Source organism: Winogradskya humida (genome assembly GCF_016862215.1).
GTDB lineage: Bacteria > Actinomycetota > Actinomycetes > Mycobacteriales > Micromonosporaceae > Actinoplanes > Actinoplanes humidus.
This window is the reverse complement of sequence record NZ_BOMN01000056.1, coordinates 31,644-57,092: the sequence shown is the minus strand read 5'-3', so window position 1 is coordinate 57,092 and position 25,449 is coordinate 31,644. Positions and strand designations below refer to the sequence as shown.

Here is a 25,449-nt window from a genome sequence, read left to right as displayed (position 1 = left end):
CTTACGTCTGACCGGTCTCCGGCATACGTCAGGCCGGTCTCCGGCGTCGGCGGGCGATCAGGACCACCGAGACGATCAGGGCCACGATGATGAGGAGCACGACGGCTATCGCGACCAGGAAGAGCCAGCCGGGCAGGCCCTGGTCGACCGGCTTCAAGGGTGTCGGGGCGGCGAAGGCCGACTGCTGCGCGGAGGCGGAGGGCTTGACCGGCTCGGCGGTCACCGGGGGCTGCGCGCCGGTCAGGGCTGCCATCAGGTTGAGCTGGCCGAGACCGTAGTGGTCGTCACGACCTTTGGCGCCACGGTCGGTCACGGTGCCGAGGAGGCGGGCTTCGACCTCGTCGACGGTCAGGTCCGGGTATTGGGACCAGATCAGGGCGGCCGCACCGGAGACGATGGCGGACGCCGAGCTGGTTCCGGTTTCGAGGGCGTACTTGTTGCCGGGGGTCGGGCCGGGGATCTCGTCGCCGGGGGCGGACAGGTCGACCTGCGGGCCGTAGGTCGAGTTGCCCAGGACTTTGTTGTCGCGGCCGAGCGAAGCGACGGCGAGCACCTCGGGATAGGCGGCCGGATAAGCAATCGCGTTGCCGTATTCGCCATTGCCGGCCGACGCCACCAGGAGGACACCGGCGGCACGGGCATCGCGGATCGCCGCGTGCAGAGACTCCGAAGGGCTGATCCGGAACGACATGTTGATGATTTTGGCGCCGTGAGCCGTTGCCCAGCGGATGGCCTGACCGGTGTACATCGGGTCGTCGATCGGCTGCAGGAGCATGACCTTGGCCTCGGGGGCGATGCCCACCACCCCGTCCAGGCCGCCGGCGCCGTGGCCACGGCCGGCGATGATGCCGGCCATGGCCGTGCCGTGGTGCACCTCGTCGAAGTTGCCGGGTGCCTTGTCCGCGACCACGTCCTGGCCGGGCAACGTCGCACCCTTGAGATCGATGTTGGTGCGATCGAGGCCCGTGTCCAGCAAGCCGACGACAACGCCGGCACCCTGGCTGATCCGGTGGGCCTGGTCGAGCTTCATCGGCTCCCAGAACCACTGCTGCTCACGCAGACTCTCGGCGGCGTGAGCGGGCGCGGCCGTCAACGTCACCGCAAGAAGCGTGACGAGCGCGGTCGCGCCCCGCAGCCACGCGTGGCGCGGCAGGTGTTTCACGGACACTAACGCCAGCCGATCACGTTGGGGCCGGGGTCGTGGTAGCCGCTGTCGGAACCCGGTGCGATGACCGGATCCACACCCTCGGCCACCTGCCACGGGTTGTCCGGATCGAACGGCTGCTCCGAGCTGTCACCGTTGGATCGGCGACCAGCGCCCCGGCCACTGGACATCATGGACGACGACGACTTACCCTCCGGGTCGGGCGGGAGCCAGGACGGCCGCGCCGGGCGGGCGTTGCGAACCTGCTCGGGGGTCATGCCGCCGGCACCACGGGCACCAGCGCGGCCGTTCACCCCGCTGGCACCGCCACGGCCGCCGACGCCGCCGACACGTTCGCCGGCAACACCACGACCGGCGGCACCGCCGACTCCGCCGGCACCACCACGGGCACCACCCGCGACACCACGGCCTGCGCCCCCGACCGACTCGCCGATGACCGCTCCCGAGGGCATCGCGCGCGCGCCGCCGGGGCGGACACCGCCACGACCCACGCCGCCGACACCACCGGCTCCCACCCCACCGACGCGTCCGGCGCCGCCGACACCCTCACCGGTCAGGCCGGAACCGCCGATCGTGCCACCACCACGGATGGGGGTCCCCTTGCCACCGGTGCCACCGGTGACCGGGCCACCGCCGGGCAGAACACCCGGCGTGATCACGCCGCCACCACCGATGCCACCGCCACCCCCAATGACACCCGTGCTGGGCGGCAGGGTGCCACCAGGCGGGGTGACACCCGGGTTCGTGGCCGCGGGCGGTGTGATGACGCCGGACAGCCCGGGCCCGGTGGTCGGCACCGTCCCGCCGCCTCCACCGCCGCCGGGGCCGCCGGGGCCGCTGTCGATCGGCGTGCCGCTGCCGGGAGGGTTACTCGAGCCCGGGGGATTTCCGCTGGTCGGCGGGTTGCTGCCGGGGCCGGTGCCGTCGGTCGGCTGGGACGGGTCGTCACCCGGGCCGCCGGGGGTGGGCGGAGGCGGGTCGTGCGGCACCTTGATCGAGGTAGGAGTGCCGATCCGCGTCGAGGTGCCGGTGCTGCTGCTGTCGCTGGTGCCCGGCTGGGTCTCTTTCCCCCCGGCCTGGGGCACCTCGATTTCCATGGAGTAGGGCTCGGGAATGCGGATCTTGCCGACGTTTTCCTGGACGATCGCCTCGGCAACCATCATGTGGGAACGCGCCTGCTGGTCGATCTCGTCCTCGGCGCTGTCCCACCAGGCCGGCACGAGGTCGTGGCTCTTGTCGTAGTGCTGCTCGTAGAGCGGCTCGATGTTCTCTTTCGCATGGCGCAGCGCGTCGAGGATGTTGCCCATCCCGACCGCCGTGTCCATCGCCTCGGCCTTGGCCACATCCATGCGGTCGAGCAAGCTGTTGAGCTTCGCCACGAAGGCCGCGGACGAGGCGTTCTCCTCCGGGGGCCAGATCGCGATGAGCTTCTCGCGGGCGTTGATCAGCAGGCCGCGCTGGTCCTTGACCGAGTCGGACATGTCGCCCCAGGCCGCGACCTGGCGCCAGGCCTCGCTGTTGTCCTCGTTGGCGACCATCGACCACAGGCGAGGCGTGTTGTAGGAATTCCAGTCGGTCACATCATCACCGCCTGTCCACCATGCCGGCGATACGCCTGAGCTGCTGCTTCGTCGATGCGACGGGCCTCTTCCGCGGCGTCCCACAGCGCCTGCTGCGCCAGGCTCACGCCATCGGCGGAGCGCGCGTCCGACGCCTCGAACGCGGCGGCTGCCTTCTCGGCGGCGTTCGCCATCAGCCGGGCCGCTTTCACATACTGCTCGAGGTTCTGCAGCGAGATGCCCAGAGCCGTCGCGTAGTTGTCCTTGGCCAGTTTCACAGCGTCGCTGGCGTTGCCCTGCCCGAAGAGGACACCCTCACGGAACTGCACCTGAGCCCGGTCGGTAGCCGGTCCCAGGAAGACATCAGTATCCGCGTGCACCGCCCTCGAGAAGTCGGTCAACCCACCAGTCTCGACATTCATCCCGTCGCCCACGACAGCCTCCCCGTTCTCACGCCGTCACAGCTGCACCAATCAGGGTAGCGACAGGAGGCGATTTCCGGGTACCCCGTTCGGCCGGTCAGGGACGTAGATCTCCTGATCAAGCAGTGAGACGGGCAACAGCCGCGGCGACTCTTTCATCGGTGGCCGTCAACGCGATCCGTACGTGCTGGGCCGCGGACGGACCGTAGAAGGCACCCGGCGCCGCGAGGATCCCGCGCTCGGCGAGCCAGTCGACGGTCTTCCAGCAGTCCTCGCCACGGGTCGACCACAGATAGAGCCCGGCAGTCGAGAACTCGATGCTGAAACCCGCGGCCGTCAGCGCCGCACGCAGCGACTCACGCCGGGCCGCATAGCGTTTGCGCTGCTCAACAACGTGGTCCTCGTCGTCGAGAGCGGCAATCATCGCGGCCTGCACCGGCGCCGGCACGATCATCCCGGCGTGCTTGCGGACCGCCAGCAACTCCTTGATCACGGCCGGGTCGCCCGCCACGAACCCGGCCCGGTAACCGGCGAGGTTGGAGCGCTTGGAGAGCGAGTGCACCGCGATGACACCGGTGTAGTCGCCGCCGCACACCTCGTCGGAGAGCACGGAGACAGGGGACTCGTCCCAGCCGAGGGAGAGGTAACACTCGTCGCTGACCACGACGGCGTTGCGCTCGCGGGCCCAGTCGACCACCTTGCGCAGGTGGGCGGCGGGCAGGACCTTGCCGGTCGGGTTGGACGGCGAGTTGATCCAGACGAGCTTCACCCGCGGGTCCGGACCCAGCGCGGTCAGCGAGTCGGAGCGGACCACCTCGGCGCCGGCCAGCTTCACGCCGACCTCGTACGTCGGGTAGCACACCTGCGGGATGACGACCACGTCACCTTTGCCGACGCCGAGCAGGGTGGGCAGCCACGCGACAAGCTCCTTCGAGCCGATCGTGGGCAGCACCCCGGGAGTTCCCGAAATGGCACAGGAACGGGACAGCCAGCCGGCGATCGCCGCACGCAGCGCCGGGGTCCCCGCGGTCAGCGGATAGCCCGGCGCGTCGGAAGCGGCAGCGAGAGCAGACCGGACCGCCGCCGGCACCGGGTCGACCGGCGTGCCGACCGAGAGGTCGACGAGGCCGTCCGGATGCGCGGCGGCAACGGCCTTGGCCGGCTCGAGCAGGTCCCAGGGGAAATCAGGCAGAGCCGCGGACAACACGGTCAGTGCGCATCCCCGCGCGGCGGCTGCGACAGCACGAACGGCGTGTCCTTGTCGATCTTGCCAACCTTCGAGGCGCCACCGGGCGAGCCCAGGTCCTCGAAGAACTCGTAGTTGGCGTTGGTGTAGTCCTTCCACTGCTCCGGGACGTCGTCTTCGTAGAAGATCGCCTCGACCGGGCAGACCGGCTCACACGCACCGCAGTCGACACACTCATCGGGGTGGATGTAGAGCATCCGGTTGCCCTCGTAGATGCAGTCGACCGGGCACTCCTCGATGCATGCCTTGTCGAGCACATCGACGCAGGGCTCAGCGATGATGTAAGTCACTGGTCTTTCCCTTCCAGAGCCACGCCGCAGGAGAGCGCGACGTTACGGGCAGAGCCTAGTATCTCGCCGGAGGGGGGTGGCACGTGCTCCGACGGCAGGATGTGGGACACCGGGTTGTCGTTCGTCGAATTGTAGGTGTTTCCCAGGATCGCCCGCTCTTCACGGATGCGCTCGGCGAGCTGGTGGAACTAACCGAGACGGATCTCACTCTCGCGACGCCCAAGGGAACTCTGCGCGTACCGCTCAATGAGATCCACCGGGCAAAACGGGTGCCCGCCGCACGCCGCCCACCGGCCGCCGACGTCGTGGCCCTGGAACTGGCCGCCAACGAGGCCTGGCCCGCCCCCACCCAGGCCACCCTGGGCTCCTGGATCCTGCGCGCCGCCGGCAACTGGACCGGCCGGGCTAACTCCGCCCTCCCGATCGGCGACCCCGACCGCACCCTCGAAGCAGCCATCGACGCGGTCGAGCAGTGGTACGCCGCCCACGGCCAGCGCGCAATGATCAACACCCCGATGCCCCTGGCCGCCCCCGTGAACGCCGCCCTCGACGCCCGAGGCTGGACAGCCCGCCCCCTCACCCTCGTCCAGACCACCCGCGTCACCACCATGCTCGAAGCCACCACGGCCCGCCCCGACCTCCCCACCGTCGAACTCGCCGACACCCCCACCGACGCCTGGTACGCCATGGTCGCCGACCACAAAGGCGGCCTTCCCCCCACCGGCCGCCGCATCATCACGGGCGTCCGCGAGGCCGTCTTCGCCTCGGTCCTCAACCCCGACGGCGCCCCCATCGCCGTCGCCCGCGGCGTCATCACCGGCCCCGACCGCTGGCTGGGCCTCTCCCTCATCCAGACAGCCCCCACCGCCCGCCGCCGAGGCCTGGCCGCCCACGTCATGCGCGCAATCGGCCAATGGGCCCTCCAGCAACAAGCCCCCCGCACCTACCTCCAGGTCGAGGAACGCAACGCCGCCGCGGTCGCCCTCTACCAGAAACTCACCTTCCAGACCCACCACACCTACCTGACCCGCGAAGCCCCCTAACGGTCGGTCAAGCCGGTTCGGAAAGCGCTCTTTCCAGCAGCTCTCCCACGAGTCGAAGATCATCCAGCTCTGTGCCCTGCCCATCGGGCAAGGCCTGAATAATCCGACGTGATCTCGCGACGTGTGTTCCGAAAAACCGCTGTGCATGAAGAGCGGCGTCGGTACGAAGCTGCGGCTCCGCCTCGGCGAGCTGCTTTCGCAGCAGGGGACCGGATTCCGGATCAAAGCTCAGGCGGAGAATGTCGAGCAGGTCCGTCGCCTCCTTCGCCGACCCTCGGTTCATGATGGATTGAAGTTTCATCGCGACGAGCGGGCCGGGTTGGGCCACTTTCACCTGCAGCTCAGTAACACCCTCTGCCCTCATGAGGACCGGGGTCGCGGTGGCTGAGGCCCATGCGTGAGACAAAACGTGCAGCCGGTCAGTCGGATCATCCGGAAGGCAGGCCAACTCCGCGTCGGTCACCTCCAGCACGTCGACCTGAACCAGTCCGGCGTCCGTCGGGACCAGAACCCCAGCGGGTCCGCTGCGCTGGACGCCGCTCGCGAGCAGAAGTTCGAGCTGTGGAGTCTCGTTCTCACCGCGTCGATTCACGGTGTCCAGGTCGCTCGTAGCTCGATACGGGCGCGCCAGTCGGCAGACCACCGCGAGTCCACCGATGAGAACGACCTCACGGCCGGTTCGACTCCTGATCACCGGCACCGCGTGCAAAAGAGCGGACATCGGCGAGCCGAGCAGGTCGACGGTCGGGACCTCCGAGCTACCAGACACGAGGGCCTCCGATATCCGGTGTCCAGCCCTGCAGGATCTCCCTGCCCCGCCCCAGGTCCTGAGCGAGATCCAGCGCTACGAAGAGCGGCCGGGCCAGCCGCCATCTCTCACCCACTAGAGCTACACGGCGGGAACAAAGGAAGGGGACCGGCGCGATTTTGATTCGAGCACTGCGGGTCTCGTGATCATCCGCGATGCCGAGAAGTTTGACTGCCCGCCGCAATGTCAGTTGGTCGGGGACATAAAAATCTGGCGGGTGGTCGGCTCGGACCCCGACCGGCGCGCCAAAGCGGGCTGCCGCCGCCGTGTCGGTGAGAGCCCACCCCGAGGTTGTCTCGATGTCGCCCTCGAGACCGACCTTCAAGATCGCATCGTCGCCATCCACAGGAAGCGTTCTGACATCGGCTCCGGTTGACTTCCACCTTTCCGCGAGTTGCCAGAACAGATCCGGAATTGCAGCCCCACCCTGCTCGTCGATCAAACCCTGTTGTCGCAGGCCCTTCAGCGCCTGCGACACCGAGCTGGGCGCACGGCCGAGCATACGAGCGAGCTTTCTCACGGGCGCTCGCCGGGCGGGGTCGAGCAACAACGCGGCAGCCACTTCGATGCCAACACTGCCTGCAAGCGGATCACGTGCAACAGCAGTCTCGCGGGCTGCGGGGATATCGGAATCGACGAAGAATCCAGGACCTACGAGGCGCAGATGACCACGCAGGTCGAGCCAGCCCCAGCCGGCGGCTTCCAGAATGTGCCGCGCTTGCGGGGTTACTCGATCAGCCACCAGCACGGAGACTGCGGAGGGATGGGATGGTTGCGAACTCCAACGGAGGATCTTGGCCTCCAGCCCGTCAGCTGCGGCCAGCGACAGGTATTTGGCCTGAATGTAGAGCTGGCCTCCCTGCGGATTGGCAACAATCATGTCGACACCCAGATCCGCCCTGGATGACTCGACCGTCAATCCGACCGCGCCAGCGGCTTCACGGAACTCGTCAAGCGGGTCAGAACGCATGTACCTACATTAACACTGTTCGTTGTTCGGTAATTACCGAACACCGAACAGTTCGGTCAACGCCGGACGACCCGACGAGGCTTAGCCGCCCGAGCCTGCGAGAAAGCTTTCAACGACTTCGACCGGTAGTCCCGCCCCAGCATGGTGGCAACCCAGTAGCCGAGCAGCGTGCCCACGATCGCGAAGCCGCTGTAGAGCCAGATCTGGGAGAAGAAGTTGCCGGCGCCGGAGGAGAACGGGTAGTCGCCGCTGGCGAAGGGGCCGATCAGGATCGTGAGGAGCATGCCGGCGACGGCGGCTGCGGCGAGGTCGGGGAGCCATTGGGCGGCGGGGAGGCGTTGGCTGCGGAGGTAGGTGAGGACGGCGAGGACGATGCCGATGACGGCGAACATGATGATGGAGATGCGGTTTTCGGCGGTGTCGTTGTCGGGGTAGCCGAAGTGGCTGATCAGCCTGGCGATCACGTTGATCGCGAAGAGGGCTGCCGCGATTGTGGCGATCGATGTCCAGCGCTGCCTCATGCCGGTTCTCCTTCGGGGCCTACTTCGGCTCTTCGCCGCAGATGAATCGTGGTTCGGGATCGTAGCGCCAAGTGAACTTCTTGCGCTCGATCTCTTTGCCATCTTTGCGGATGACGCGCCATGCGTCCTGGGTGAAACCTGGGAGTCCGCTGCTGGTTATGCATTTCGGGCCCGGCTCGCGGTGGACCGTCGGCGGGCTGGTGGTGTTGCGGCGGGGGCCGTAGACCGTTTTGACGCTGTCGTAGATCTTGGTGCTCCACATCGTCACCGTCACGGAGCTGCTGGTGTAGGACGTGTCGATGAAGATGCCGTACGGAGTGGTGTTCTTGAATTTGAGGTCGAGGGTCGGGTAGAAGATCGTCGACTCGATGACCGCGGGGTAGCGGGAGAAGTAGAACGAGTGTGGTTTGTGCTCGACGTCCTGCAGGCCCGCGTAGTACGCGGCGTTGAAGAGGGTGGTGGTGAACTGGGAGGCGCCGCCGCCAACGCCCGGTTCGAGTTTGCCGCCGACGATGACCGGGGCGTCCTGGTAGCCGGCGGCGTAGTCGCGTTCGCCGGTGTGGCCGTTGAGGGAGAACGTCGCGCCGGGCTGGACGACCGCGCCGTCCACCGCGCGGGCGACGGTCATGATGTTCTGGCTGCGGGGTGAGCCGGCGCCACCGGTGAAGTTCGTGGTGAACGTCGAGACTTTCTCCTTGACGCCCAGTTTGGCGAGGCTGGCGGCGGTGACGTCGGAATCCTGCTTGCTGAGGGTCGCGTCGAGTTCCCGGGGCGCCGGGTTGCGCAGCACGGCGAGCAGGGCCGGGGCGAGGGCGGTCAGGTCGACCAGGTCTCCGGGCGTACCCGCGGAGATCTGGGGTTTGCCTTTGACCAGTTTGATGGCGGCCTCGGTGGGCGCCTTCTCGACCTTGGCGAACTCCTTGGCCGCGGCGTTGTGCAGTTTTTTGGCGTCGATGGCGGGGGTCAGGAGGCCGGCGTCGTCCGACCTGAAGATCAGGCCCTTGGCGATCGCGGCCGGGGCCAGGGTGAACGACCTGCCGGCGACGTTGACCGTGACCGGCGCGGCGACCGCGGGCTCGGCCAGGTCCTTGGCGAGCGCGTCGAGCTGGGCCGCGTCGGTGGTCGCGGTGACCTGCACGAGTGGCACCTTCGCCGTCTCGCCGAGCGGCCACGCCGCGCTGACCGCGGTAGCCGCCTGGGCAGGATCGAGGCCTTCGCCCGGCGAGGGGTAGGTGAGCTTGGGTTTGAGGCCGGCGTACGTGAGCGCGGGCTTGCTGAGCGTGACCTTGTCCGGATCGAGCTGGTCGCGCAGGGCGGCCTCGAGTTTCGCCCGGTCGAGCTGGACCACCGGGTCGACGGGGCGCTCGCCGACGATCGTGGGCCTGCCCTTCATCGCCTTGCTGACCGTGCGGGTGACGTCGAGGCTGAGCCCGATCTCCGCGGGCTGCAGGGTGACCGGCTCACCGTCGAGGTCGATCTTCGCCGGGGCGCTGACCTTGGCGCCGAAGCTCTCGGCGAGGGCCCGCTCGGCCTCGGAGCGCGACTTGCCGCCGAGGTCGAGGCCCAGGACCCGGGTGCCACGCGGCACGTCGCCGCCGTAGACCCACGCGGTGACACCTGCCGCCGCGATCAGCACGGCGGCGACCGTCCCCACCACGATGATCCGTTTACGGTTGAGCGGGGTGGGTTCCTCGACCAGTGCGGCCGGAGCTTGCTCGGAAACGGCGGTCAACGTGGTCCTTTTCGTCGTCAGCGGCGAAAAGAACCAGTCTGCATGGGCTGGTCAGGAGGGCCAAGCGACGCGAGGGGTTGTCATTGGTTTGTGACGGGGGCGGGCTTCAAGATCGCCCGATAGACGTAGACCGCGAAGGTCAGGCTGCCGACGAGGATCATCACCAGCGCGACCCAGTCGTTGCCGCTGATCAGGTAGTCGCCCTCGGCGGTGCGGGTGCCGGCGGCGATGAACATGAGCACGGTCCAGAGCGCCCAGGCCGGGCCGACCGCCCAGCGGCGGCCGACCGTTTCGGTCGCGAACCAGGAGATCAGCCAGTTGGCGACGGCGGCGACCAGGACCGCAACCCCGATGGGTACGCCCCCGGCGCGCAGCGGCGTCAGATAGAGCTCGAGCGCGGCGGTCAGCACCACGAGAACCAGCGAGACCAGCACCCCGCCGATCTTGAACACGGACGTCACGGCGTGACCACGTTGCTGAACAGGTCGCTCTCCCACTTGTGCGGGCCGCTCACCTCGCCGCGCTCGCCCTTGACGATGGTGAAGTACTCGACGCCCATGAACTCGCCGCCGAAGTCGCCGGCGATGCCGTAGAGCCAGGAGTTGTCCGGGATCTGGGTGGCGTGCGCGCGCATCGCCGCGACCTTCTGCTCGTAGTAGTCGGTGCCGTCGACGCGGGCCGCGATCTCGTCGTCCGGGTGACCGAACGGCAGGTCAGCGACGCTCTCGACGTCGGCGAACGGGTTGTCGTCCATGCCCTTGAACGCTTCGATGCCGCCCTCGAGGACGCTGAGCGGCATGGCGGTCCAGTAGATCTTCTCGGGCCCGAACCCCTCGGCCTCGGCGAGCTCGGCCGCGCGCATGGCGACGCGATGCGCCTGGATGTGGTCGGGGTGGCCGTAGAAACCGTTGTCGTCATAGGTGATCAGCACCTGGGGGCGTACCTCCCGCATGATCTCCAGGCAGAGCCGCGCGGCCTCCTCGAGATCGGCCTGCCAGAAGGCCCGGGGGTGGTTGTTGGTCTCCAGGCCCATCATGCCGGAGTCGCGGTAGCGGCCTGCGCCACCGAGAAAGCGGTGGTCGCTCACGCCGAGCGCGGCGCAGGCCCGTTCCAGCTCCACGACGCGCCAGCCGCCGAGCTGGTCGGCCTGCTTCGCCTCCAGCTGGGCCAGCGAGGGCACGTGGATCTCGCCCTCCTCACCCAAGGTGCAGGTCACGAGCGTTACCTGGGCGCCCTCGGCGACGTAGCGGGCCATGGTGGCGCCGGTGCCGGTCACCTCGTCGTCGGGGTGGGCGTGCACGAGCATGAGGCGGCGTGCGGGCTGGGCGTTCGTCACTCGCGCCACTTTACGCGGGGAGGCTCTCCCCGGTTTGGTGGGCGCGAGTGGCTGATGATCAGGGATGCTAAGCGGCGTGGAGTATCCCGAACTCGCCGCCCGCACCGGCCGGTTCCGCTTCGGCGCACCCCACGCCGTGACGGTCGGCGGGGACGGCGCTCGGGTGGCTTTTCTGCGCTCAGCGGGGCCCTTCGACCCGGACCCGGCGTTGTGGGTCCGCGTGGTTGACAGTGGCGACATCACCCAGATCGACCCCGGACCCGTGACCAGCTTCGCGGGCTCGAGTGATTTGTCCGTGCTGGCCTGGGCGGTGGCGGGCACCCTGCGGTCCACCAGCGATTTCAGCGCTTCAGAGCCGGTCGTCGACCCGCAGCCCTCGCCCGATGGGGGGCATATCGGGTATGTGACTCCGGCGGGTGCGCTGCGGGTGACGGGGCCCGAGGGAGATCAACTGCTCGCGGGGGAGCCGGGCGTCGCCTGGGGCACCGCGGACGCCACTGCTGCGGAGTTCGGGCGTACCCGTGGCTGGTGGTGGTCTCCGGATGGCAGCCGCATCCTGGCCGTACGCAGCGCGGGCACGGTCAGCCTGCACCTGCTGGACCTGTACGGCGGCTGGGTCGACGTGCACTGGGACCGCGAAACCTACCCCTACCTGGCCGACGTGCGCTGGACCTCCGGAAACCCGCTGATCACGGTGCTCCGCCGCAGCCAGCAGCACGGGCTGGTGCTCTCCGTCGACACGCGTACGGGCGAGACCCAGGTGCATGCCGAGCTGGCCGACGCGCGCTGGGTCGAGCCGATCCCCGGCACTCCCCTGCTGCTGCCGGACGGTCGCGTCCTGGTCGGCGGCGAGCTCGCCCACGACGGCTTCGACGCCCGCTGCCTCTTCGCCGACGGCAGCCTGCTCACCCCGCCCGGCCTCTACGTACGGCGGGTCGCGGGGGTGCTCGGCGGCACCCAGGAACTGATCGTCGAAGGCACCGAGGGCGAGCCCGCGGAACAGCACATCTACGCGATCCGCACGTCACTCGGCGGCAGCGGCGCGAAGTCCCGGCGGCTCACCACCGAGCCCGGCTGGCACCACGCGATCGTCGGTGGCGCCCTCCTGATGATCGACAACGAACTGCTCCCGTCGGCCCCGGCGCCTTTTCCGTACGCGCCGAAGCCCGTCCTCGAACGCGTCACGGACCGCCGCCTGCCGTCAGCCGTGCTCTACCCCACGGGCCGCGTCGACGGCACCCGCCTGCCCGTCCTCGTCGAGCTCGGCGACGGCCCCGGCCGCCAGCAGGTCATCCAGGACCCTGCCGCCTGGCAGGAAAGACAATGGTGGGCCGACGCCGGCTTCGTCGTGGTCAGTGTCGATTCCCGGGGTACGCCCGGAGTGGCCCCCAGTTTCGAAAAGGTCGTCTACCGCCGGCTCGCCGACGTCGCCCTGACCGACCAGATCGAGGGGCTGCACGCGCTCACCGGCAAACACCCCGACCTCGACCTGGACCGCGTGGCGATCCGCGGCACCGGCCTCGGCGGCTGGCTCGCAGCCCTGGCCGTGCAGCGCCGCCCCGACGTCTTCCGCTGCGGCGTCGCCCGCGATCCGGTGCTCGACTGGGCCGGCCTGCCGCCCGCGTACGCCGAGCGGTATCTCGGTTCGCGCACCGACAACCCCGAAATCTACGAGCATCACATCGCGGGGCCTGCGGGTCCGGCGCTGCTCACCGTACCTATATCTGGTGATTTGTCCGTGGAAGTTGAGTTTGTCACCCGGGAGTGCGCATGACGTCAGCCCTGATCGGCCGCAGCCTGCCCATGGAAGCCCTGCCGACGACCGAAGTCGACTACCTCCAGCTCGGCGAAACCTCGGCCATCTCGGAGCTGTGGGACGGCAACGTCCTCACCTGCCCCCGCGACACCCCCCGCCACCAGATGATCCTCCACGCCCTCGCCAACGCCCTCCGAGCCGGCCGGGCCGACCTCAACGTCATCACCGGCGTCCCCGTCCGCCTCGGCCCCGGTCGCATCGCCGTCCCCGACCTCATCATCGCCGGCACCATCGACCCGGACATCCCGCTGGTGGAGGCCACCTCGGTCCGCCTCGTCTGCGAAATCACCTCAGCCGCGAGCACGACCGTCGACTGGACCTTGAAGATGCACGCGTACGCCCAGGCCCGCATCCCCTGCTACCTGGTCGCCGACCCCGAGCGAGGCCTCCTCCACAGCAACATGCTCTCCGCCCAGGGCTACGTCGAACAGTCCGTCATGCAACTCGTCCGCGTCACCGGCCTCAACCTCTAACCTGGGGCGTGCTGCCTTGCTGCCGCCGGGCTGAGTCAGGCGACGGCCAGGCGGTTACGGCCGGCGCGCTTTGCCGCGTACAAATTGGCGTCTGCTCTGGTGTAGAGGTCTTCGCTGGATTCGCCGGGGTGGCAGACGGCCAGGCCCATGCTGAGGGTGACCCGCAGGCCCGGGGCGATGGTGGTCCAGTCGCGCGCGAGGATGACCTTGCGGATTCGTTCGGCGGCCTGGCGGGATTCGGGTTCTTCCGTGGTGAGGAAGAGGGCGAATTCGTCGCCGCCGAAGCGGATGGCGATCTCGTCGTGGCGGCAGTGGGCGCGCAATACGGCGGCGATCTCGGCGAGGACGCGGTCGCCGATTCCGTGGGAGAAGTCGTCGTTGATGGATTTGAAGCGGTCGACGTCGATCAGGAGCAGGGCTCTGGTGCCGGCCATCGAGGCCATGCGGCGGTCGAACATGCGGCGGTTGCCCAGGCCGGTGAGGGCGTCGGAGGTTGCCGCGTGGTCCGCGGTGCTGCGGGCGGCTTCGAGCTCCACGCGGCGGTAGGCCTGTTGCAGCATCATGCGGCGGTCCAGGCGGAGGCGCCACAGCATCTCGACCTGGCCGCGCAGGGCCGCGAGCATGGATCGGGCGGCCGCGCCGGGGACCTCCAGCGTGGCCAGGACCGCAAGCTCGTAGCGGTAGATGAGCCGCTCGCCCGGGAGGACGGCCAGTTCGTCCGCCGCCACGAACTCCCGCCGGGCACCGGGCAGGTCGCCGGTGTCGCGCAGCACCACGCCGTGCGCCAGGTGCAGCAACCGGGCTTCGTGGTCCTGGCCGTCGAGGCGCATCGGCAGCAGGAGCGAGTGCACGATCTTCAGGGCCTCGTCGTGGCGGCCGGTCTTGGCCAGGCCGAGCGCGAGCAGGGCGTTGGAGAGCGGGGCGTCGGGCGCCGCCCAGCGTTCGAGCAGGACCACCGCGGTCTCGTAGAGGCGGGTGGCCTCGTCCGGGCGGCCGACCTGTTCCAGGCGCAGGCCCCATTCCAGGCGCAGCTCGGCTCGCTGAAGGTCGGCGGAGGAGCGGTAGAGGTCGCTGAAGTCCAGGATGCCGTCGGGGATGCGCAGACACTCGTCGGCCAGCTCGAAGAGCTCGGCCACGCGGGCCGCATCGCAGAGCGACGACATCGCCGACACGTAGCGGACGCTGCCCCGCGGAGCGGTCTCGAGAACGACCATGGCGCGCGCCAGGTGATGCAGGCCCTCGTCGACACGGCCCATCCGGATCAGCACCTCGGCGGTGTCGGCGAGGATCTTGGCGTCGGTGCTGCGCGGGCCGGCCATGGTGATGCTCTCGCCCACCGTGAGCGCTTCCTGGAGGCGGCCGAGGGCGATCAGGGCGTACATGCGGCCGAGTTTGATCGATTGGACCGTACGCAGATCGCCGAGCGCTGTCGCCACACCCTCGGCGGCGTCCGCGGCGCGCAACGTCTCCCCCTGGCGACCCTGGATCGTCAGGTCGTGCACGTGCAGCGCGAGCTGCGCGTGCGGGCCGTAGGGCAGAATGAGCGCGGGCAGGCGGTCGGTCGCCATCCTCCCACCTCGATCCGGATGTCGATCTCCCCGTGACGGTACCGTTCGGCCGCCCCGCACCACATATGAGTCAAAAAATGTCCGACGCTTCCCCTACCCTTGGAACATGAGCGTGGATCACTTCGACGAAGCGGGGGCTGCCGTTCAGGCGGCACTCGACGCCGGTGCCCGATATGCCGACGCGCGGGTCATGCTGCGCCGCACCGAGACGATGAGCGCCCGCGACGGCGAGGTCGAGGACCTGAGCTCCGACGAGAGCGCCGGCATCGGGGTGCGCGCGCTGGTCGGGTCGAGCTGGGGTTTCTACGCCGTTCCCGACCTCTCCGACGCCGCGGCGCGCGCCGCGGGTCGCCGGGCCGCGGAGATCGCGGCAGCCAGCGCCCGGATGCCCGGTCCCAAGATCGACCTGGTGCCGGCCGGTGCGGTGACGGCGAGCTGGGCCAGCGCCTGCGAGATCGACCCGCTGTCGGTGCCGCTCTCCACCAAGGGTGACCTGCTGGTGGCGGCGACGGCCGCGGCCCGCGACGCCGGCGCCGACCTGGCCGAGGGCATCTACCAGATCTGGGACACCCGCAAGTGGTTCGCGTCCAGCGACGGCCACCGCATCGACCAGCACATCCGGGAGTGCGGCGCGGGCATCACCGCCAGCGCCTACGGCGACAACGAGATCCAGCGCCGGTCCTGGCCGTCCCACCGAGGTCAGTACGGCACCCGCGGCTGGGAGCTCGTCGACGAGCTGGCGCTGACCGACAACGCCGCCCGGATGGCCGAGGAGGCGCGCGAGCTGCTGACCGCGCCGCTCTGTCCCTCCGGCGAGACCACCCTGATCCTCGGCGGCGAACAGCTCGCCCTGCAGATCCACGAGTCTGTCGGCCACGCCATCGAGCTCGACCGCATCCTCGGCTGGGAGGCCGCGTTCGCCGGCACCTCCTGGCTCGACCTCAACCAGCTGGGCAGCCTGCGCTACGGCTCCGAGCTGATGAACATCACCATCGACCCGACGATCCCGGGTGCGCTGGGCAGCTTCGGCTACGACGACGAGGGCTCCCCCGCCGCCCGGCGCGACGCGGTCCGCAACGGCATCTGGGTGGGTGTCCTCGCCGGCCGCGACTCGGCGGCGATGGCGGGCCTCGACTACGCGGGCAGCGTCCGCTCCGACGGCTGGGCCCGGCTGCCCATGGTCCGGATGACCAACGTCGGCCTCGAGCCCGGCCCGCACACCCTCGACGAGATCATCGCGGCCACCGACGACGGCATCCTCATGGACATCAACCGCTCCTGGTCCATCGACGACAAGCGGCTCAACTTCCAGTTCGGCTGCGAGATCGGCTACGAGATCAAGAACGGCAGGCGCGGCCGCATGCTGCGCAACCCCACCTACACCGGCATCGGCCCCAAGTTCTGGCAGTCGATGGACATGCTCTCCTCCGAGAGCATCGCCTGGGGCACGCCCAACTGCGGCAAGGGCCAGCCGGGTCAGATCGGGCACACCGGTCACCCCGCGGCCCCGGCCCGCTTCACCAACGTACGAGTAGGAGTCCGCGGATGAGCGCCGAGCTGGACCTGGCCGGACGCGTCGTCGAGCTGGTCCGGCGCGTCGCCGGCCCCGGCGCCGAGGCGGAGGTCGTCGCCGTGCACTCGGCCGACGCGCTGACCCGGTTCGCCAACTCGGCGATCCACCAGAACGTCGCCGAGGCCACCACGACGGTGCGGCTGCGGCTGCACCTCGACGGCCGGACGGCGGGCGGCTCCACCACGGTGACCGGCATCAACGGCCTCGAGTCCCTGGTGGAGCGGACGATCGCCGCGGCCCGCCTGTCGCCGCCCGACGTCACCTGGCCGGGCCTCACCGCGGCGGCCGAGCTCCGCCCGGACGCCGGATTCGACGAGGCCACCGCGGCTGCCTCCCCCCAGGAGCGCGCAGACCGGGTCCGGGACTTCGTCGACGCCGCCGGAGGCCTGGAAACCGCCGGATTCTGCCGCACCAGCTACACCTCCGGCGGATTCGCCAGCACCGCCGGGCACTCCGCCCAGGGCCGCACAGCCGAGGCGGCCATGGACGGCATCGCCCGGCTCGACGGCGCCGACGGGGTGTCCCGGCACGCCAGCGGCCGCCTGTCCGACCTCCGGGGAGCCCCCATGGGCGCCCGCGCCGCCGCCAAGGCCCGCGCCGCCGGCCGCGCCATCGAGCTCCCGCCCGGCCGTTACGAGGTCGTGCTCGAGCCCACCGCCGTCTCCGACCTGCTCAGCAACCTGGCGACGTTCGGCTTCAACGGCAAGGCCTTCGCCCAGCACCAGTCCTTCGCCCAGCTCGGCACCCAGCAGTTCGACGAGAAGATCACCATCACCGACGAGCCGCTCGGCACGGTCCTCCCGTTCGACCTGGAAGGCACCCCCCGGGACAGCCTCACCCTGATCGACGGCGGCACCACCCGCGCGGTGAGCCACGACCGCACCTCAGCCGCCGAAGCCGGCACCATCTCCACGGGCCACGCCTCGGCCGCCTCCCGCTCCTGGGGCCCGATCGCCGTCAACCTCCAGCTCGCCGCCGGCTCCGGTGACGCCCCCGCCGTAAAGGGCGACGACGGAACGGGGCCGACGGCGTCGAGCGCCCGCGCGCTGGTGTCGGGGATGTGGCGCGGGCTGCTGATCACCGACTTCTGGTACACCCGCGTCCTCGACCAGAAGAGCCTCGTCATCACCGGCCTCACCCGCAACGGCGTCTGGCTCGTCGAGGACGGCCAGGTGACCACGGCGGTGGGCAACATGCGCTTCACCCAGTCCTACCCGCAGGCCCTCGGCCCCGGTGCGGTCCTGGCCGTCGGCACGGAATCGGTCGCCCTGCCGGACCGCTGGGCAGGCGTCCGCTTCACGGCCCCGGCCGTCCACCTCGCCTCCTGGAACCTGACCGGCAACGCCTCCGGCTGACAACGACCGCCCCACTCTGCCCGGCGACCGGCACGGCCGCTTTACCGATCCGGCAACCACCCCCGCCACAGTGCAGCGCGCAGCCCCGCCCGGGCTGAACGGGCTGACCGAGCTGACCGAGCGGGGACCGGGCGCGAGCTGGGCGGGGGGTCGGGCTGACCGAGCGGGGGTCGGGCGGACCGAGCGGGGACCGGGCGCGAGCTGGGCGGGGGTCGGGCTGACCGAGCGGGGACCGGGCGCGAGCTGGGCGGGGGTCGGGCTGACCGAGCGGGGGTCGGGCGGACCGAGCGGGGGTCGGGCGGACCGAGCGGGGGTCGGGCGGACCGAGCGGGGACCGGGCGAGGACCGGGCTGACCGGGCGGGGGTCAGGCGTGAGCCGGGCGGGGACCGGGCTGACCGGAAAGGTCAATTTCAGCCGCTGCTTTTCAGCAGATCCAGAAACGTTTTCAGTCGCCAACGTGAATCGCTGTCAGTTCTTGTACTAAATGACGGACGTCTATAGGTGAGCGCCTTCCGTTTGGGCCGCAGGCGTGACAATGTGGGGCGCCCGGCTTTCTGTGTCACGTCTTCCGCCTCATGGAGGGGACATGACGATATTCAACCCGCGGTCCCGGCTGGCAGGCCTTTCTCTGCTGGTCACCGCGACGCTCACCACGGCGGCACTCGCCGTCCCAGCGGCCGCCGGTGCGGCGATGCCGACCGCTGATCCGCCGGTCGCCGCCGGCGGAGACCGCTACCGGCACACCGAAGGCGGCGGACGACTGTTCCGACGCAGCGCTGAAGAAGAAGGCCGCCAAAACGGGGCCGGCCGGCCCCGAAGCACCGGCTGAGCTGCAAGGAAGGATCGTCTACACCTGCCTGGCAGTCAACCGGGCAGCCTCGGGAGAGCAGGCCGCAGCCCGAGCGTCCGCACTGAACGAGGCTCGCGCGAAGAGTGCCGCCCTCACCGCCGAGCAGCGCACCGCCGCCCTGACCGCAGCCCGTGCGGACGGCGTCAAGGTGCAGGACCATCTGCCGCTGCCGGTATTCTGTTACGAGCACGCCCTGGACGGTTTGTGGTGGGGGAATCGTACGCAGAATTGCATGATCGTGTCGGTGACCGTTCTGATCTACCTCGAGACGAACGGCGTACGCCGGCATATCGGCACGGCCGAGGCGCTGGAGTCCAATTACAGCTACACCAGTGCCGACATCGATACGTTCGCCTACCAGTTGGCGGTGCGGAAGTTCTGGAGTGAGCGATACGGGAATTTCGATTTCTTCGCGCAGGTCTACGGCATCTCCTGGTGCGAGGGCGCCTGCAAGCCGGAGAGCGACACCGGTCTGCAGCCGGGCTGGTTCCGCAACGGCGTCGACAACGAGAGCGAGGCCTACTGGGGACTCGACCGCGATCCAGCCGGGCGACATCGGCTACAGCAACCCCCACTGGGAATACCGGATGCAGTGCCCCGGCACCCTGCCGTCCGATCCGCGCGAGGTCGGACCGCCGCAGATCCGGTGCGACAACGCGTTCACCGATGACGGTAACGACTGGAACGATCCGGAAGCGGGCCCGTTGGCAACGCCGGGAGCCGGTTGTGTGTTCTACGGCTACGTACCGGTGATGACCTACTCCAAAGGCGGCCAGTTCGGGAGGCTGGCAACGCACGTCGAGGCTGCTCAGCAGAGCGGTCTGCCAGGGGCGTACCCCACGGGGACGCCGCTGCGGCGGCTCGTCGACACCGTGCAGAAGCGTCTCAACGGCGACACGGCCTGCCCGCGCGTATGGGTTCGGCCGGAAGGCAGGTCCTGCGACGAGTATCCGCCCCGATCCACCAAGCAGGGCCCGGCTCAGCCTCCGACGGGCACCGCCCGCACCTTCGCCCCGCCGAACACCGATTGGTGTGAGATAGACCCGGCGTGGAATGTGCCGACCGGCGTGACCGGCCCGACCGGCTGGTCGTCGTGCATGCTCCCGGCCAGGGAGAACAGCGTCGGCGGCTCGCTGCTGGGCGGCTTCTACCGCACCAACCGCGTCCTCGACAACGATCCGTTCTTCATCTGGGTCCAGCCGTAACATCGACCGATGGTGACCGCCTGTGACAGGCGGTCACCATCGACCGGAGAGGGGTGCTGTGATGGGTACGCCGTTGAGCCGGGTCGACGCATCGATCGAGGTGGAGTACAACGTGCTCACCATCGGTGATGCCACCGCCGAGCCGGGAAGCGTCGAGCGGCCGTACGAGAACGGTCTGGTCACCGCCGTGTCCGAAGGCGACGGCACGGTGGCGGTGATCGTCACCGGTGCACGGGACGACGAGGTGCATGTCGTCGCCGAGCTCTGGGCCGCTGAACCGCCTGCACCGGCACCGGCGGATTGGCAGGACGCCGCCGAGGTGGAGATCTCCTGGCCGGGCGGGCCGGTTCGCCTTCTCGGTGCCGACGTCGATCCCCGCCCCGACAGGGAGCTTGCCACCGGCGCCGAGCCGGGCCGCTACCTGCTGCGGGTCGCCGGTCGTCACCGCGATGAGGGCGAGGCTCGGCTGCCCGACGCCCCGGTCGAGGACTACCTGCTGCAGATCTGGCCCGCGGCCAGGGAACCGGCCGGATTGATCAAGGCCACCAGCGCCCTGGGTGCCCAATGGCGCGAGTCATAGCGGATCAGAAACCCAGAGTCACCGGAGATTCACGCAGACAAGTTCGTGACCTTCGTTGTAACGTGTGCCACACATTGCGGACGCAAACTTTGTGGACCGATTCTTCGTGCGCGCCCGCCGGCAGAGTTACCTGTCAGGGAGACGTCAATGACGACGACCGTAAGCAGGCCTGGGGCGAAGCGTGCCGCCATCGCCGCCAGGACCTTGCGGACCGATCGGTGGTGGCTGGCGCCGCTGATCACTTTTGCGGGTCTGAGCGCGTGGGTGCTCTACGCGACCGTCCGGGTGTTCATGCACAAGTGGTATTACGTGCCGGACTTCCACTATCTGACGCCGTTCTACTCTCCCTGCCTGACCGACCGGTGCGTCGAGGGTTCCGCCGAGTTCGGGACCCCGTTGCCGAGTTTCTGGCTGATCCCCGAAGCCGCGTTCACGCTGCCGTTCCTGCTGCTCTTCCGGCTGACGTGTTACTACTACCGCAAGGCCTACTACCGGGCCTTCTGGCTGTCGCCGCCTGCCTGCGCGGTCCCGGACGCGCACGCGAAATACACCGGTGAGACGCGGTTCCCGCTGGTCTTCCAGAACCTGCACCGGTACGCCTTCTACGCCGCGACGATCATCTCCGTCATCAACACCTGGGACGCGATCCGGTCATTCGGCACCGGCTTCGGGCTCGGCAACGTCATCCTGACGGCCAATGTCGTGATGCTGTGGGCGTACACATTGTCCTGTCATTCGTGCCGGCACATCGCCGGTGGGCGGTTGAAGCATTTCTCGAAGCATCCGGTCCGCTACCGGTTCTGGACGTTCGTCTCCAAGCTCAACGCGCGGCACATGCTGCTGGCCTGGGTGACCCTCGGGACCCTGGCGCTGACCGATTTCTACGTCATGGCGCTCGCGGCCGGCTGGTGGCCCGACCTGCGCTTCATCAGTTAGGGAGCGGCAAGGAACATGAAAGAACGGATCGAACGGCACCTGTACGACGTCGTCGTCATCGGTGCGGGCGGCGCGGGACTGCGAGCGGCCATCGAGGCGCGGCTCGCCGGGAAGCGGACCGCGATCATTTCCAAGTCGCTGTTCGGCAAGGCCCACACGGTCATGGCCGAGGGCGGCGCCGCGGCGGCGATGGGCAACGCGAATTCGCGGGACAACTGGATGGTGCATTTCCGCGACACCATGCGGGGCGGCAAGTTCCTCAACAACTACCGGATGGCGGAGCTGCACGCTAAAGAGGCGCCTGAGCGGATCTGGGAGCTGGAGACGTACGGTGCGCTGTTCGACCGGACCCCGGACGGCAAGATCTCGCAGCGCAATTTCGGCGGCCACGAGTATCCGCGGCTCGCGCATGTCGGCGACCGCACCGGGCTGGAACTGATCCGGACCCTGCAGCAGAAGATCGTCTCGCTGCAGCAGGAGGATTTCGCCGAGACCGGCAATTATGAGTCGCGGATCCGGGTCTTCTCCGAGACCACGATCACCGAGCTGATCCTGGACGGCGATCGGGTGGCCGCGGCGTTCGGCTATTACCGCGAGTCCGGTGAGCTCATCCTGCTGGAAGCGCCGGCGATCGTGCTGGCCACCGGTGGGGTGGGGCGCTCCTACAAGGTGACCTCGAATTCGTGGGAGTACACCGGGGACGGTCATGCGCTCGCGCTGCGGGCCGGGGCGACGCTGATCAACATGGAATTCCTGCAGTTCCATCCGACCGGCATGGTCTGGCCGCCGAGCGTGAAGGGAATCCTGGTCACCGAATCGGTGCGTGGTGACGGCGGTGTGCTGCGCAATTCCGACCAGAAACGGTTCATGTTCGATTACGTCCCCGACGTGTTCCGCAAGCAGTACGCGGACACCGAGGAGGAGGCCGACCGCTGGTACACCGACCCGGACAACAACCGCCGACCGCCGGAACTGCTGCCCCGCGACGAGGTGGCCAGGGCGATCAACAGCGAGGTCAAGGCGGGGCGGGGCACCAAATCCGGCGGCGTCTTCCTGGATGTGTCGACCCGGATGCCGGCGGAGACGATCACCCGGCGACTACCGTCGATGTACCACCAGTTCAAAGAGCTGGCCGACGTCGACATCACCAAGGAACCGATGGAGGTCGGGCCCACCTGCCATTACGTGATGGGTGGCGTCGAGGTCGATCCGGACACCGCAGCCGCCGCCGGTGTGGTGCGCGGGTTGTTCGCGGCCGGCGAGGTTTCCGGGGGAATGCACGGCTCCAATCGGCTGGGCGGTAACTCGCTCTCCGACCTGCTGGTGTTTGGGAAACGTGCCGGTGAGCACGCTTCCGCGTACGCGGAGAGCCTCGAAAAAAGGCCCAAGGTCCGCACTGCCGATGTCGAAGCCGCGGCAGGGGCTGCCCTGGCTCCGCTGCACCGGGAAAGCGGCGAGAATCCGTACACCCTCCAGCAGGATCTTCAGGCGGTGATGGGCGATCTCGTCGGCATCATCCGCCGCGAAGGCGAGCTGACCGACGCGCTGAAACGCCTGCACGAGCTGAAATTGCGCGTCGCGAACGTCGGGGCGACCGGCGGCCGCCGTTACAACCCGGGCTGGCATCTCGCCCTGGACCTGCGCAACATGCTCGTGGTCTCGGAATGCACCGCAAAGGCCGCGCTGGAACGCGAGGAGTCGCGCGGCGGCCACACCCGCGAGGACTTCCCGACCATGAACCCGGAATGGCGCAAGGTCAACCTCGTCTGCTCGCTGGACGACACGGGTGAGGTGCACCTCGAACGCAAACCGCTGCCGGCCATGCGACCGGAGTTGCTGGAGCTGTTCGAGTACGGCGAACTGACCAAGTACATGACCGACGAGGAGCTCTCATGAGCCGTCATTTCCGGGTCTGGCGGGGCGACTCGTCCGGCGGTGAGATCCGCGACTACGACGTCGACGTGAATGACGGCGAGGTGGTGCTCGACATCATTCACCGGATCCAGGCCACCCAGGCGCCGGATCTGGCCTGCCGGTGGAACTGCAAGGCCGGCAAATGCGGCTCGTGCTCGATGGAGATCAACGGCAAGCCGCGGCTGGGCTGCATGACGCGGATGTCGACGTTCGAGGAGAGCGAGACCGTCACGATCACACCACTGCGGGCATTCCCGGTCATCCGCGATCTGGTCACCGATGTGTCCTTCAACTACACGAAAGCCCGCGAGACCCCGGCTTTCAGCCCGCCGGAGGGACTCGCCCCGGGCGAATACCGGATGCAGCAGATCGATGTGGAACGGTCGCAGGAATTCCGCAAATGCATCGAGTGCTTCCTGTGCCAGAACACCTGTCACGTCGTACGCGATCACGAGGAGAACAAGGAAGCGTTCAGCGGCCCCCGCTCCTTCATCCGCGCGGCCGAGCTGGACATGCACCCCCTGGACGCGCGTTCCGACCGCAAGGAATACGCCCAGGCCCATCAGGGGCTCGGCTACTGCAACATCACCAAATGCTGCAGCGAGGTCTGCCCCGAGCACATCAAGATCACCGACAACGCGATCATCCCGTTGAAGGAGCGCGTGGTGGACCGGCGCTACGACCCGCTGGTCTGGCTCGGCCGCAAGATCTTCCGCCGGGACCAGCTCGCCGAGGCCCCGCAGGTGGGCGCGGGTCCGGACGCCCACCTGGACGTCGGCGAGATGCTGTCCACGCAGTCCGGCGGGCCGTCCCCGTTCGGCGACGACCAGACGTTCCCCCTGACCGAGATCACCTATCAGCATCCGGCGCCGGGATCGCCCTCAAGAGACAGCTGAGCGATCAAGAGACAGCTGAGCGACTCCGCGGGCGCCGGCGTTGCGGGCGTGCGAGGATCAGGCGTGTTCCCTGACGACAACTGGAATGCGCGCGATCACCACCTGGATGAGCGGACGCGCGAGCTCGACGCCCGGGAGCGCCTGCTCGACGCCCGCGAGCAGCGCCTCACCAGCCTCGAACGAGATCTGATCGGCCGCAACGACACCCTCGAGAACCGCGAACGCCTCGTCGCCGAACGCGAGGTCGCCGCGGAACGACGCGAGGAGCTCGCCGACCAGCGCGACTCGCTCGCCGACTCCCGCGAGCACGTCGCGACCGCCCGCGAGCGCGCCCTCGACCAGCAGCAAACCACCCCCGGGACGGACCCGGCCGATCCCGTCGACCGGATGGACGGCGCGTTCGCCCGCGAAGTGGCCCGGCTCGACCGCAGCGACGCGTTTCTGGAACGCTCCCGGTCCGCGGTCAAACGCGCCCAGGACCGTCTGGACTCACTGCGCGCGGCACGCCAGGAGGATTAGCACGTACGTGCGAAGGCGGGTAGATTGGCCTGGTGAGCGCATATCAGCCGTCGATGCTCGACCTGATGGGCGGGCCTTCGCCCGTCCTCGAGCCGCTCGGCGACCGCATCGTCCGGCATCACCTGACCGCGGGCGCCTGGGTCGACGTGCTGCCGGGCTGGGTCCACGGCTCCGACAACATCTTCGAGACGCTGCTCGCCGATCGGATCGGCTGGCGGGCCGAGCGCCGCCAGATGTGGGACGACATGGTCGACGTGCCGCGATTGCTGCGATGGTTCGGCGGTGACGAGGAGCTCCCGCATCCGGCGTTGACCGATGCCCGGGAGCAGCTGTCCGCCTATTACGCGGCCGAGCTGGGCGAGCCTTTCGTGACGGCGGGCATGTGCCTCTATCGCGACGGCAAGGACAGCGTGGCCTGGCACGGCGACACCCTGGGCCGCTCGGCGCGCGAGGACACCATGGTGGCGATCGTGTCGTTCGGCTCGCCGCGCAACCTGATGTTGCGTCCCCGCGCGGGGCAGGCGGAGACGCTGCGCTTCCCCCAGGGCCACGGGGATCTGATCGTCATGGGCGGCAGCTGCCAGCGCACCTGGGAGCACGCCATCCCCAAGACCGCCAGGCCGGTGGGCCCTCGGGTGAGCGTGCAGTTCCGCCCGATCAACGTCGCCTGA

General features: G+C 69.0%; 26 protein-coding genes. 14 read left to right on the top strand and 12 right to left on the bottom strand.

What is annotated here, in order from left to right; genetic code table 11:
• Positions 1-28 precede the first annotated feature (28 nt).
• From Ahu01nite_RS21830 to fdxA, 5 genes are all read right to left on the bottom strand, one after another.
• The gene (locus tag Ahu01nite_RS21830; RefSeq protein WP_203838437.1) at positions 29-1,168 is read right to left on the bottom strand and encodes a S8 family serine peptidase; all 1,140 of its coding nucleotides are present in this window, start codon (positions 1,166-1,168) and stop codon (positions 29-31) included.
• Positions 1,168-2,745, bottom strand: coding sequence for a hypothetical protein (locus Ahu01nite_RS21825; protein ID WP_203838436.1), 1,578 nt, complete (start codon positions 2,743-2,745; stop codon positions 1,168-1,170). Before Ahu01nite_RS21825 ends, Ahu01nite_RS21830 begins: the two co-directional genes overlap by 1 nt.
• Positions 2,742-3,158: a hypothetical protein gene (locus Ahu01nite_RS21820; RefSeq protein ID WP_203838435.1), complete on the bottom strand. Its 417-nt coding sequence runs from the start codon at positions 3,156-3,158 to the stop codon at positions 2,742-2,744. The genes Ahu01nite_RS21825 and Ahu01nite_RS21820 overlap by 4 nt, the downstream gene beginning before the upstream one ends.
• Before the next feature lie 106 nt (positions 3,159-3,264).
• The gene (gene dapC / locus Ahu01nite_RS21815; RefSeq protein ID WP_239159039.1) at positions 3,265-4,359 is read right to left on the bottom strand and encodes a succinyldiaminopimelate transaminase; all 1,095 of its coding nucleotides are present in this window, start codon (positions 4,357-4,359) and stop codon (positions 3,265-3,267) included.
• Positions 4,356-4,682 (bottom strand): ferredoxin, encoded by a 327-nt coding sequence (gene fdxA, locus Ahu01nite_RS50525; protein ID WP_106316083.1) that lies wholly within the window; start codon positions 4,680-4,682, stop codon positions 4,356-4,358. The genes dapC and fdxA overlap by 4 nt, the downstream gene beginning before the upstream one ends.
• 83 nt (positions 4,683-4,765) lie before the next feature.
• On the opposite strand from fdxA, the gene Ahu01nite_RS21810 reads away from it, so the two are divergent.
• Complete coding sequence (locus tag Ahu01nite_RS21810) at positions 4,766-5,725, top strand: GNAT family N-acetyltransferase (RefSeq protein ID WP_203838433.1); 960 nt, start codon at positions 4,766-4,768, stop codon at positions 5,723-5,725.
• Between the two features lie 7 nt (positions 5,726-5,732).
• Here Ahu01nite_RS21810 and Ahu01nite_RS21805 read toward each other — a convergent pair whose 3' ends face one another.
• From Ahu01nite_RS21805 to mshB, 6 genes are all read right to left on the bottom strand, one after another.
• The gene (locus Ahu01nite_RS21805; protein ID WP_203838432.1) at positions 5,733-6,494 is read right to left on the bottom strand and encodes a hypothetical protein; all 762 of its coding nucleotides are present in this window, start codon (positions 6,492-6,494) and stop codon (positions 5,733-5,735) included.
• Positions 6,484-7,503 (bottom strand): helix-turn-helix domain-containing protein, encoded by a 1,020-nt coding sequence (locus Ahu01nite_RS21800; RefSeq protein ID WP_203838431.1) that lies wholly within the window; start codon positions 7,501-7,503, stop codon positions 6,484-6,486. Before Ahu01nite_RS21800 ends, Ahu01nite_RS21805 begins: the two co-directional genes overlap by 11 nt.
• A 56-nt stretch (positions 7,504-7,559) precedes the next feature.
• Entirely contained in the window at positions 7,560-8,024 is a 465-nt protein-coding gene (locus Ahu01nite_RS21795) for a hypothetical protein (protein WP_203838430.1), read from the bottom strand.
• A gap of 19 nt (positions 8,025-8,043) precedes the next feature.
• Complete coding sequence (locus tag Ahu01nite_RS21790) at positions 8,044-9,756, bottom strand: VanW family protein (protein WP_203838429.1); 1,713 nt, start codon at positions 9,754-9,756, stop codon at positions 8,044-8,046.
• An 80-nt stretch (positions 9,757-9,836) separates the two neighbouring features.
• On the bottom strand, positions 9,837-10,217 hold the full coding sequence (locus Ahu01nite_RS21785) for a hypothetical protein (RefSeq protein ID WP_239159036.1): 381 nt from the start codon (positions 10,215-10,217) through the stop codon (positions 9,837-9,839).
• Entirely contained in the window at positions 10,214-11,062 is an 849-nt protein-coding gene (gene mshB, locus Ahu01nite_RS21780; protein ID WP_203838464.1) for an N-acetyl-1-D-myo-inositol-2-amino-2-deoxy-alpha-D-glucopyranoside deacetylase, read from the bottom strand. The genes Ahu01nite_RS21785 and mshB overlap by 4 nt, the downstream gene beginning before the upstream one ends.
• A 94-nt stretch (positions 11,063-11,156) precedes the next feature.
• Between mshB and Ahu01nite_RS21775 the strand changes: the two genes are divergently transcribed.
• Together Ahu01nite_RS21775 and Ahu01nite_RS21770 are read left to right on the top strand one after the other, a co-directional pair.
• Positions 11,157-12,866: a prolyl oligopeptidase family serine peptidase gene (locus Ahu01nite_RS21775; RefSeq protein ID WP_438874809.1), complete on the top strand. Its 1,710-nt coding sequence runs from the start codon at positions 11,157-11,159 to the stop codon at positions 12,864-12,866.
• Entirely contained in the window at positions 12,863-13,381 is a 519-nt protein-coding gene (locus tag Ahu01nite_RS21770; protein WP_203838426.1) for a Uma2 family endonuclease, read from the top strand. The genes Ahu01nite_RS21775 and Ahu01nite_RS21770 overlap by 4 nt, the downstream gene beginning before the upstream one ends.
• 35 nt (positions 13,382-13,416) lie before the next feature.
• Here the strand turns inward: Ahu01nite_RS21770 and Ahu01nite_RS21765 are convergent, their stop codons facing one another.
• Positions 13,417-14,949 carry a tetratricopeptide repeat-containing diguanylate cyclase gene (locus Ahu01nite_RS21765; RefSeq protein ID WP_203838425.1) on the bottom strand — a complete coding sequence of 511 codons (1,533 nt, stop codon included), beginning with the start codon at positions 14,947-14,949 and terminating at the stop codon, positions 13,417-13,419.
• 112 nt (positions 14,950-15,061) lie between these two features.
• On the opposite strand from Ahu01nite_RS21765, the gene Ahu01nite_RS21760 reads away from it, so the two are divergent.
• The 11 genes from Ahu01nite_RS21760 to Ahu01nite_RS21710 all read left to right on the top strand — a co-directional run bounded on the left by Ahu01nite_RS21760 (position 15,062) and on the right by Ahu01nite_RS21710 (position 25,449).
• Positions 15,062-16,498 (top strand): TldD/PmbA family protein, encoded by a 1,437-nt coding sequence (locus Ahu01nite_RS21760; RefSeq protein ID WP_203838463.1) that lies wholly within the window; start codon positions 15,062-15,064, stop codon positions 16,496-16,498.
• Positions 16,495-17,877, top strand: a complete 1,383-nt coding sequence (locus tag Ahu01nite_RS21755; protein ID WP_203838424.1) for a TldD/PmbA family protein — start codon at positions 16,495-16,497, stop codon at positions 17,875-17,877. The genes Ahu01nite_RS21760 and Ahu01nite_RS21755 overlap by 4 nt, the downstream gene beginning before the upstream one ends.
• A gap of 587 nt (positions 17,878-18,464) precedes the next feature.
• The gene (locus Ahu01nite_RS21750) at positions 18,465-18,707 is read left to right on the top strand and encodes a hypothetical protein (protein WP_203838423.1); all 243 of its coding nucleotides are present in this window, start codon (positions 18,465-18,467) and stop codon (positions 18,705-18,707) included.
• Positions 18,708-18,972: 265 nt separating this feature from the next.
• Positions 18,973-19,398, top strand: a complete 426-nt coding sequence (locus tag Ahu01nite_RS21745; protein WP_203838422.1) for a hypothetical protein — start codon at positions 18,973-18,975, stop codon at positions 19,396-19,398.
• Between the two features lie 82 nt (positions 19,399-19,480).
• Complete coding sequence (locus Ahu01nite_RS21740; RefSeq protein WP_203838421.1) at positions 19,481-19,933, top strand: hypothetical protein; 453 nt, start codon at positions 19,481-19,483, stop codon at positions 19,931-19,933.
• A gap of 61 nt (positions 19,934-19,994) precedes the next feature.
• Complete coding sequence (locus Ahu01nite_RS21735) at positions 19,995-20,513, top strand: hypothetical protein (RefSeq protein ID WP_203838420.1); 519 nt, start codon at positions 19,995-19,997, stop codon at positions 20,511-20,513.
• Positions 20,514-20,660: 147 nt separating this feature from the next.
• The gene (sdhC, locus tag Ahu01nite_RS21730; RefSeq protein WP_203838419.1) at positions 20,661-21,449 is read left to right on the top strand and encodes a succinate dehydrogenase subunit SdhC; all 789 of its coding nucleotides are present in this window, start codon (positions 20,661-20,663) and stop codon (positions 21,447-21,449) included.
• A gap of 15 nt (positions 21,450-21,464) precedes the next feature.
• On the top strand, positions 21,465-23,345 hold the full coding sequence (locus Ahu01nite_RS21725; protein ID WP_203838418.1) for a fumarate reductase/succinate dehydrogenase flavoprotein subunit: 1,881 nt from the start codon (positions 21,465-21,467) through the stop codon (positions 23,343-23,345).
• On the top strand, positions 23,342-24,259 hold the full coding sequence (locus Ahu01nite_RS21720) for a succinate dehydrogenase/fumarate reductase iron-sulfur subunit (protein WP_203838417.1): 918 nt from the start codon (positions 23,342-23,344) through the stop codon (positions 24,257-24,259). The genes Ahu01nite_RS21725 and Ahu01nite_RS21720 overlap by 4 nt, the downstream gene beginning before the upstream one ends.
• Before the next feature lie 63 nt (positions 24,260-24,322).
• Positions 24,323-24,778: a hypothetical protein gene (locus Ahu01nite_RS21715; protein ID WP_203838416.1), complete on the top strand. Its 456-nt coding sequence runs from the start codon at positions 24,323-24,325 to the stop codon at positions 24,776-24,778.
• 29 nt (positions 24,779-24,807) lie between these two features.
• Complete coding sequence (locus Ahu01nite_RS21710) at positions 24,808-25,449, top strand: alpha-ketoglutarate-dependent dioxygenase AlkB (RefSeq protein WP_203838462.1); 642 nt, start codon at positions 24,808-24,810, stop codon at positions 25,447-25,449.

Bases quoted from the DNA above. Each gene is read 5' to 3' on its own strand.
- Ahu01nite_RS21795 (WP_203838430.1), bottom strand. From the start codon at position 8,024: ATGAGGCAGCGCTGGACATCGATCGCCACAATCGCGGCAGCCCTCTTC.
- Ahu01nite_RS21800 (WP_203838431.1), bottom strand. From the start codon at position 7,503: ATGCGTTCTGACCCGCTTGACGAGTTCCGTGAAGCCGCTGGCGCGGTC.
- Ahu01nite_RS21770 (WP_203838426.1), top strand. From the start codon at position 12,863: ATGACGTCAGCCCTGATCGGCCGCAGCCTGCCCATGGAAGCCCTGCCG.
- mshB (WP_203838464.1), bottom strand. From the start codon at position 11,062: ATGCTCGTGCACGCCCACCCCGACGACGAGGTGACCGGCACCGGCGCC.
- Ahu01nite_RS21755 (WP_203838424.1), top strand. From the start codon at position 16,495: ATGAGCGCCGAGCTGGACCTGGCCGGACGCGTCGTCGAGCTGGTCCGG.
- sdhC (WP_203838419.1), top strand. From the start codon at position 20,661: ATGACGACGACCGTAAGCAGGCCTGGGGCGAAGCGTGCCGCCATCGCC.
- Ahu01nite_RS21725 (WP_203838418.1), top strand. From the start codon at position 21,465: ATGAAAGAACGGATCGAACGGCACCTGTACGACGTCGTCGTCATCGGT.
- Ahu01nite_RS21775 (WP_438874809.1), top strand. From the start codon at position 11,157: ATGCTAAGCGGCGTGGAGTATCCCGAACTCGCCGCCCGCACCGGCCGG.
- Ahu01nite_RS21740 (WP_203838421.1), top strand. From the start codon at position 19,481: ATGACCTACTCCAAAGGCGGCCAGTTCGGGAGGCTGGCAACGCACGTC.
- Ahu01nite_RS21735 (WP_203838420.1), top strand. From the start codon at position 19,995: ATGGGTACGCCGTTGAGCCGGGTCGACGCATCGATCGAGGTGGAGTAC.
- Ahu01nite_RS21720 (WP_203838417.1), top strand. From the start codon at position 23,342: ATGAGCCGTCATTTCCGGGTCTGGCGGGGCGACTCGTCCGGCGGTGAG.
- Ahu01nite_RS21750 (WP_203838423.1), top strand. From the start codon at position 18,465: ATGACGATATTCAACCCGCGGTCCCGGCTGGCAGGCCTTTCTCTGCTG.
- Ahu01nite_RS21765 (WP_203838425.1), bottom strand. From the start codon at position 14,949: ATGGCGACCGACCGCCTGCCCGCGCTCATTCTGCCCTACGGCCCGCAC.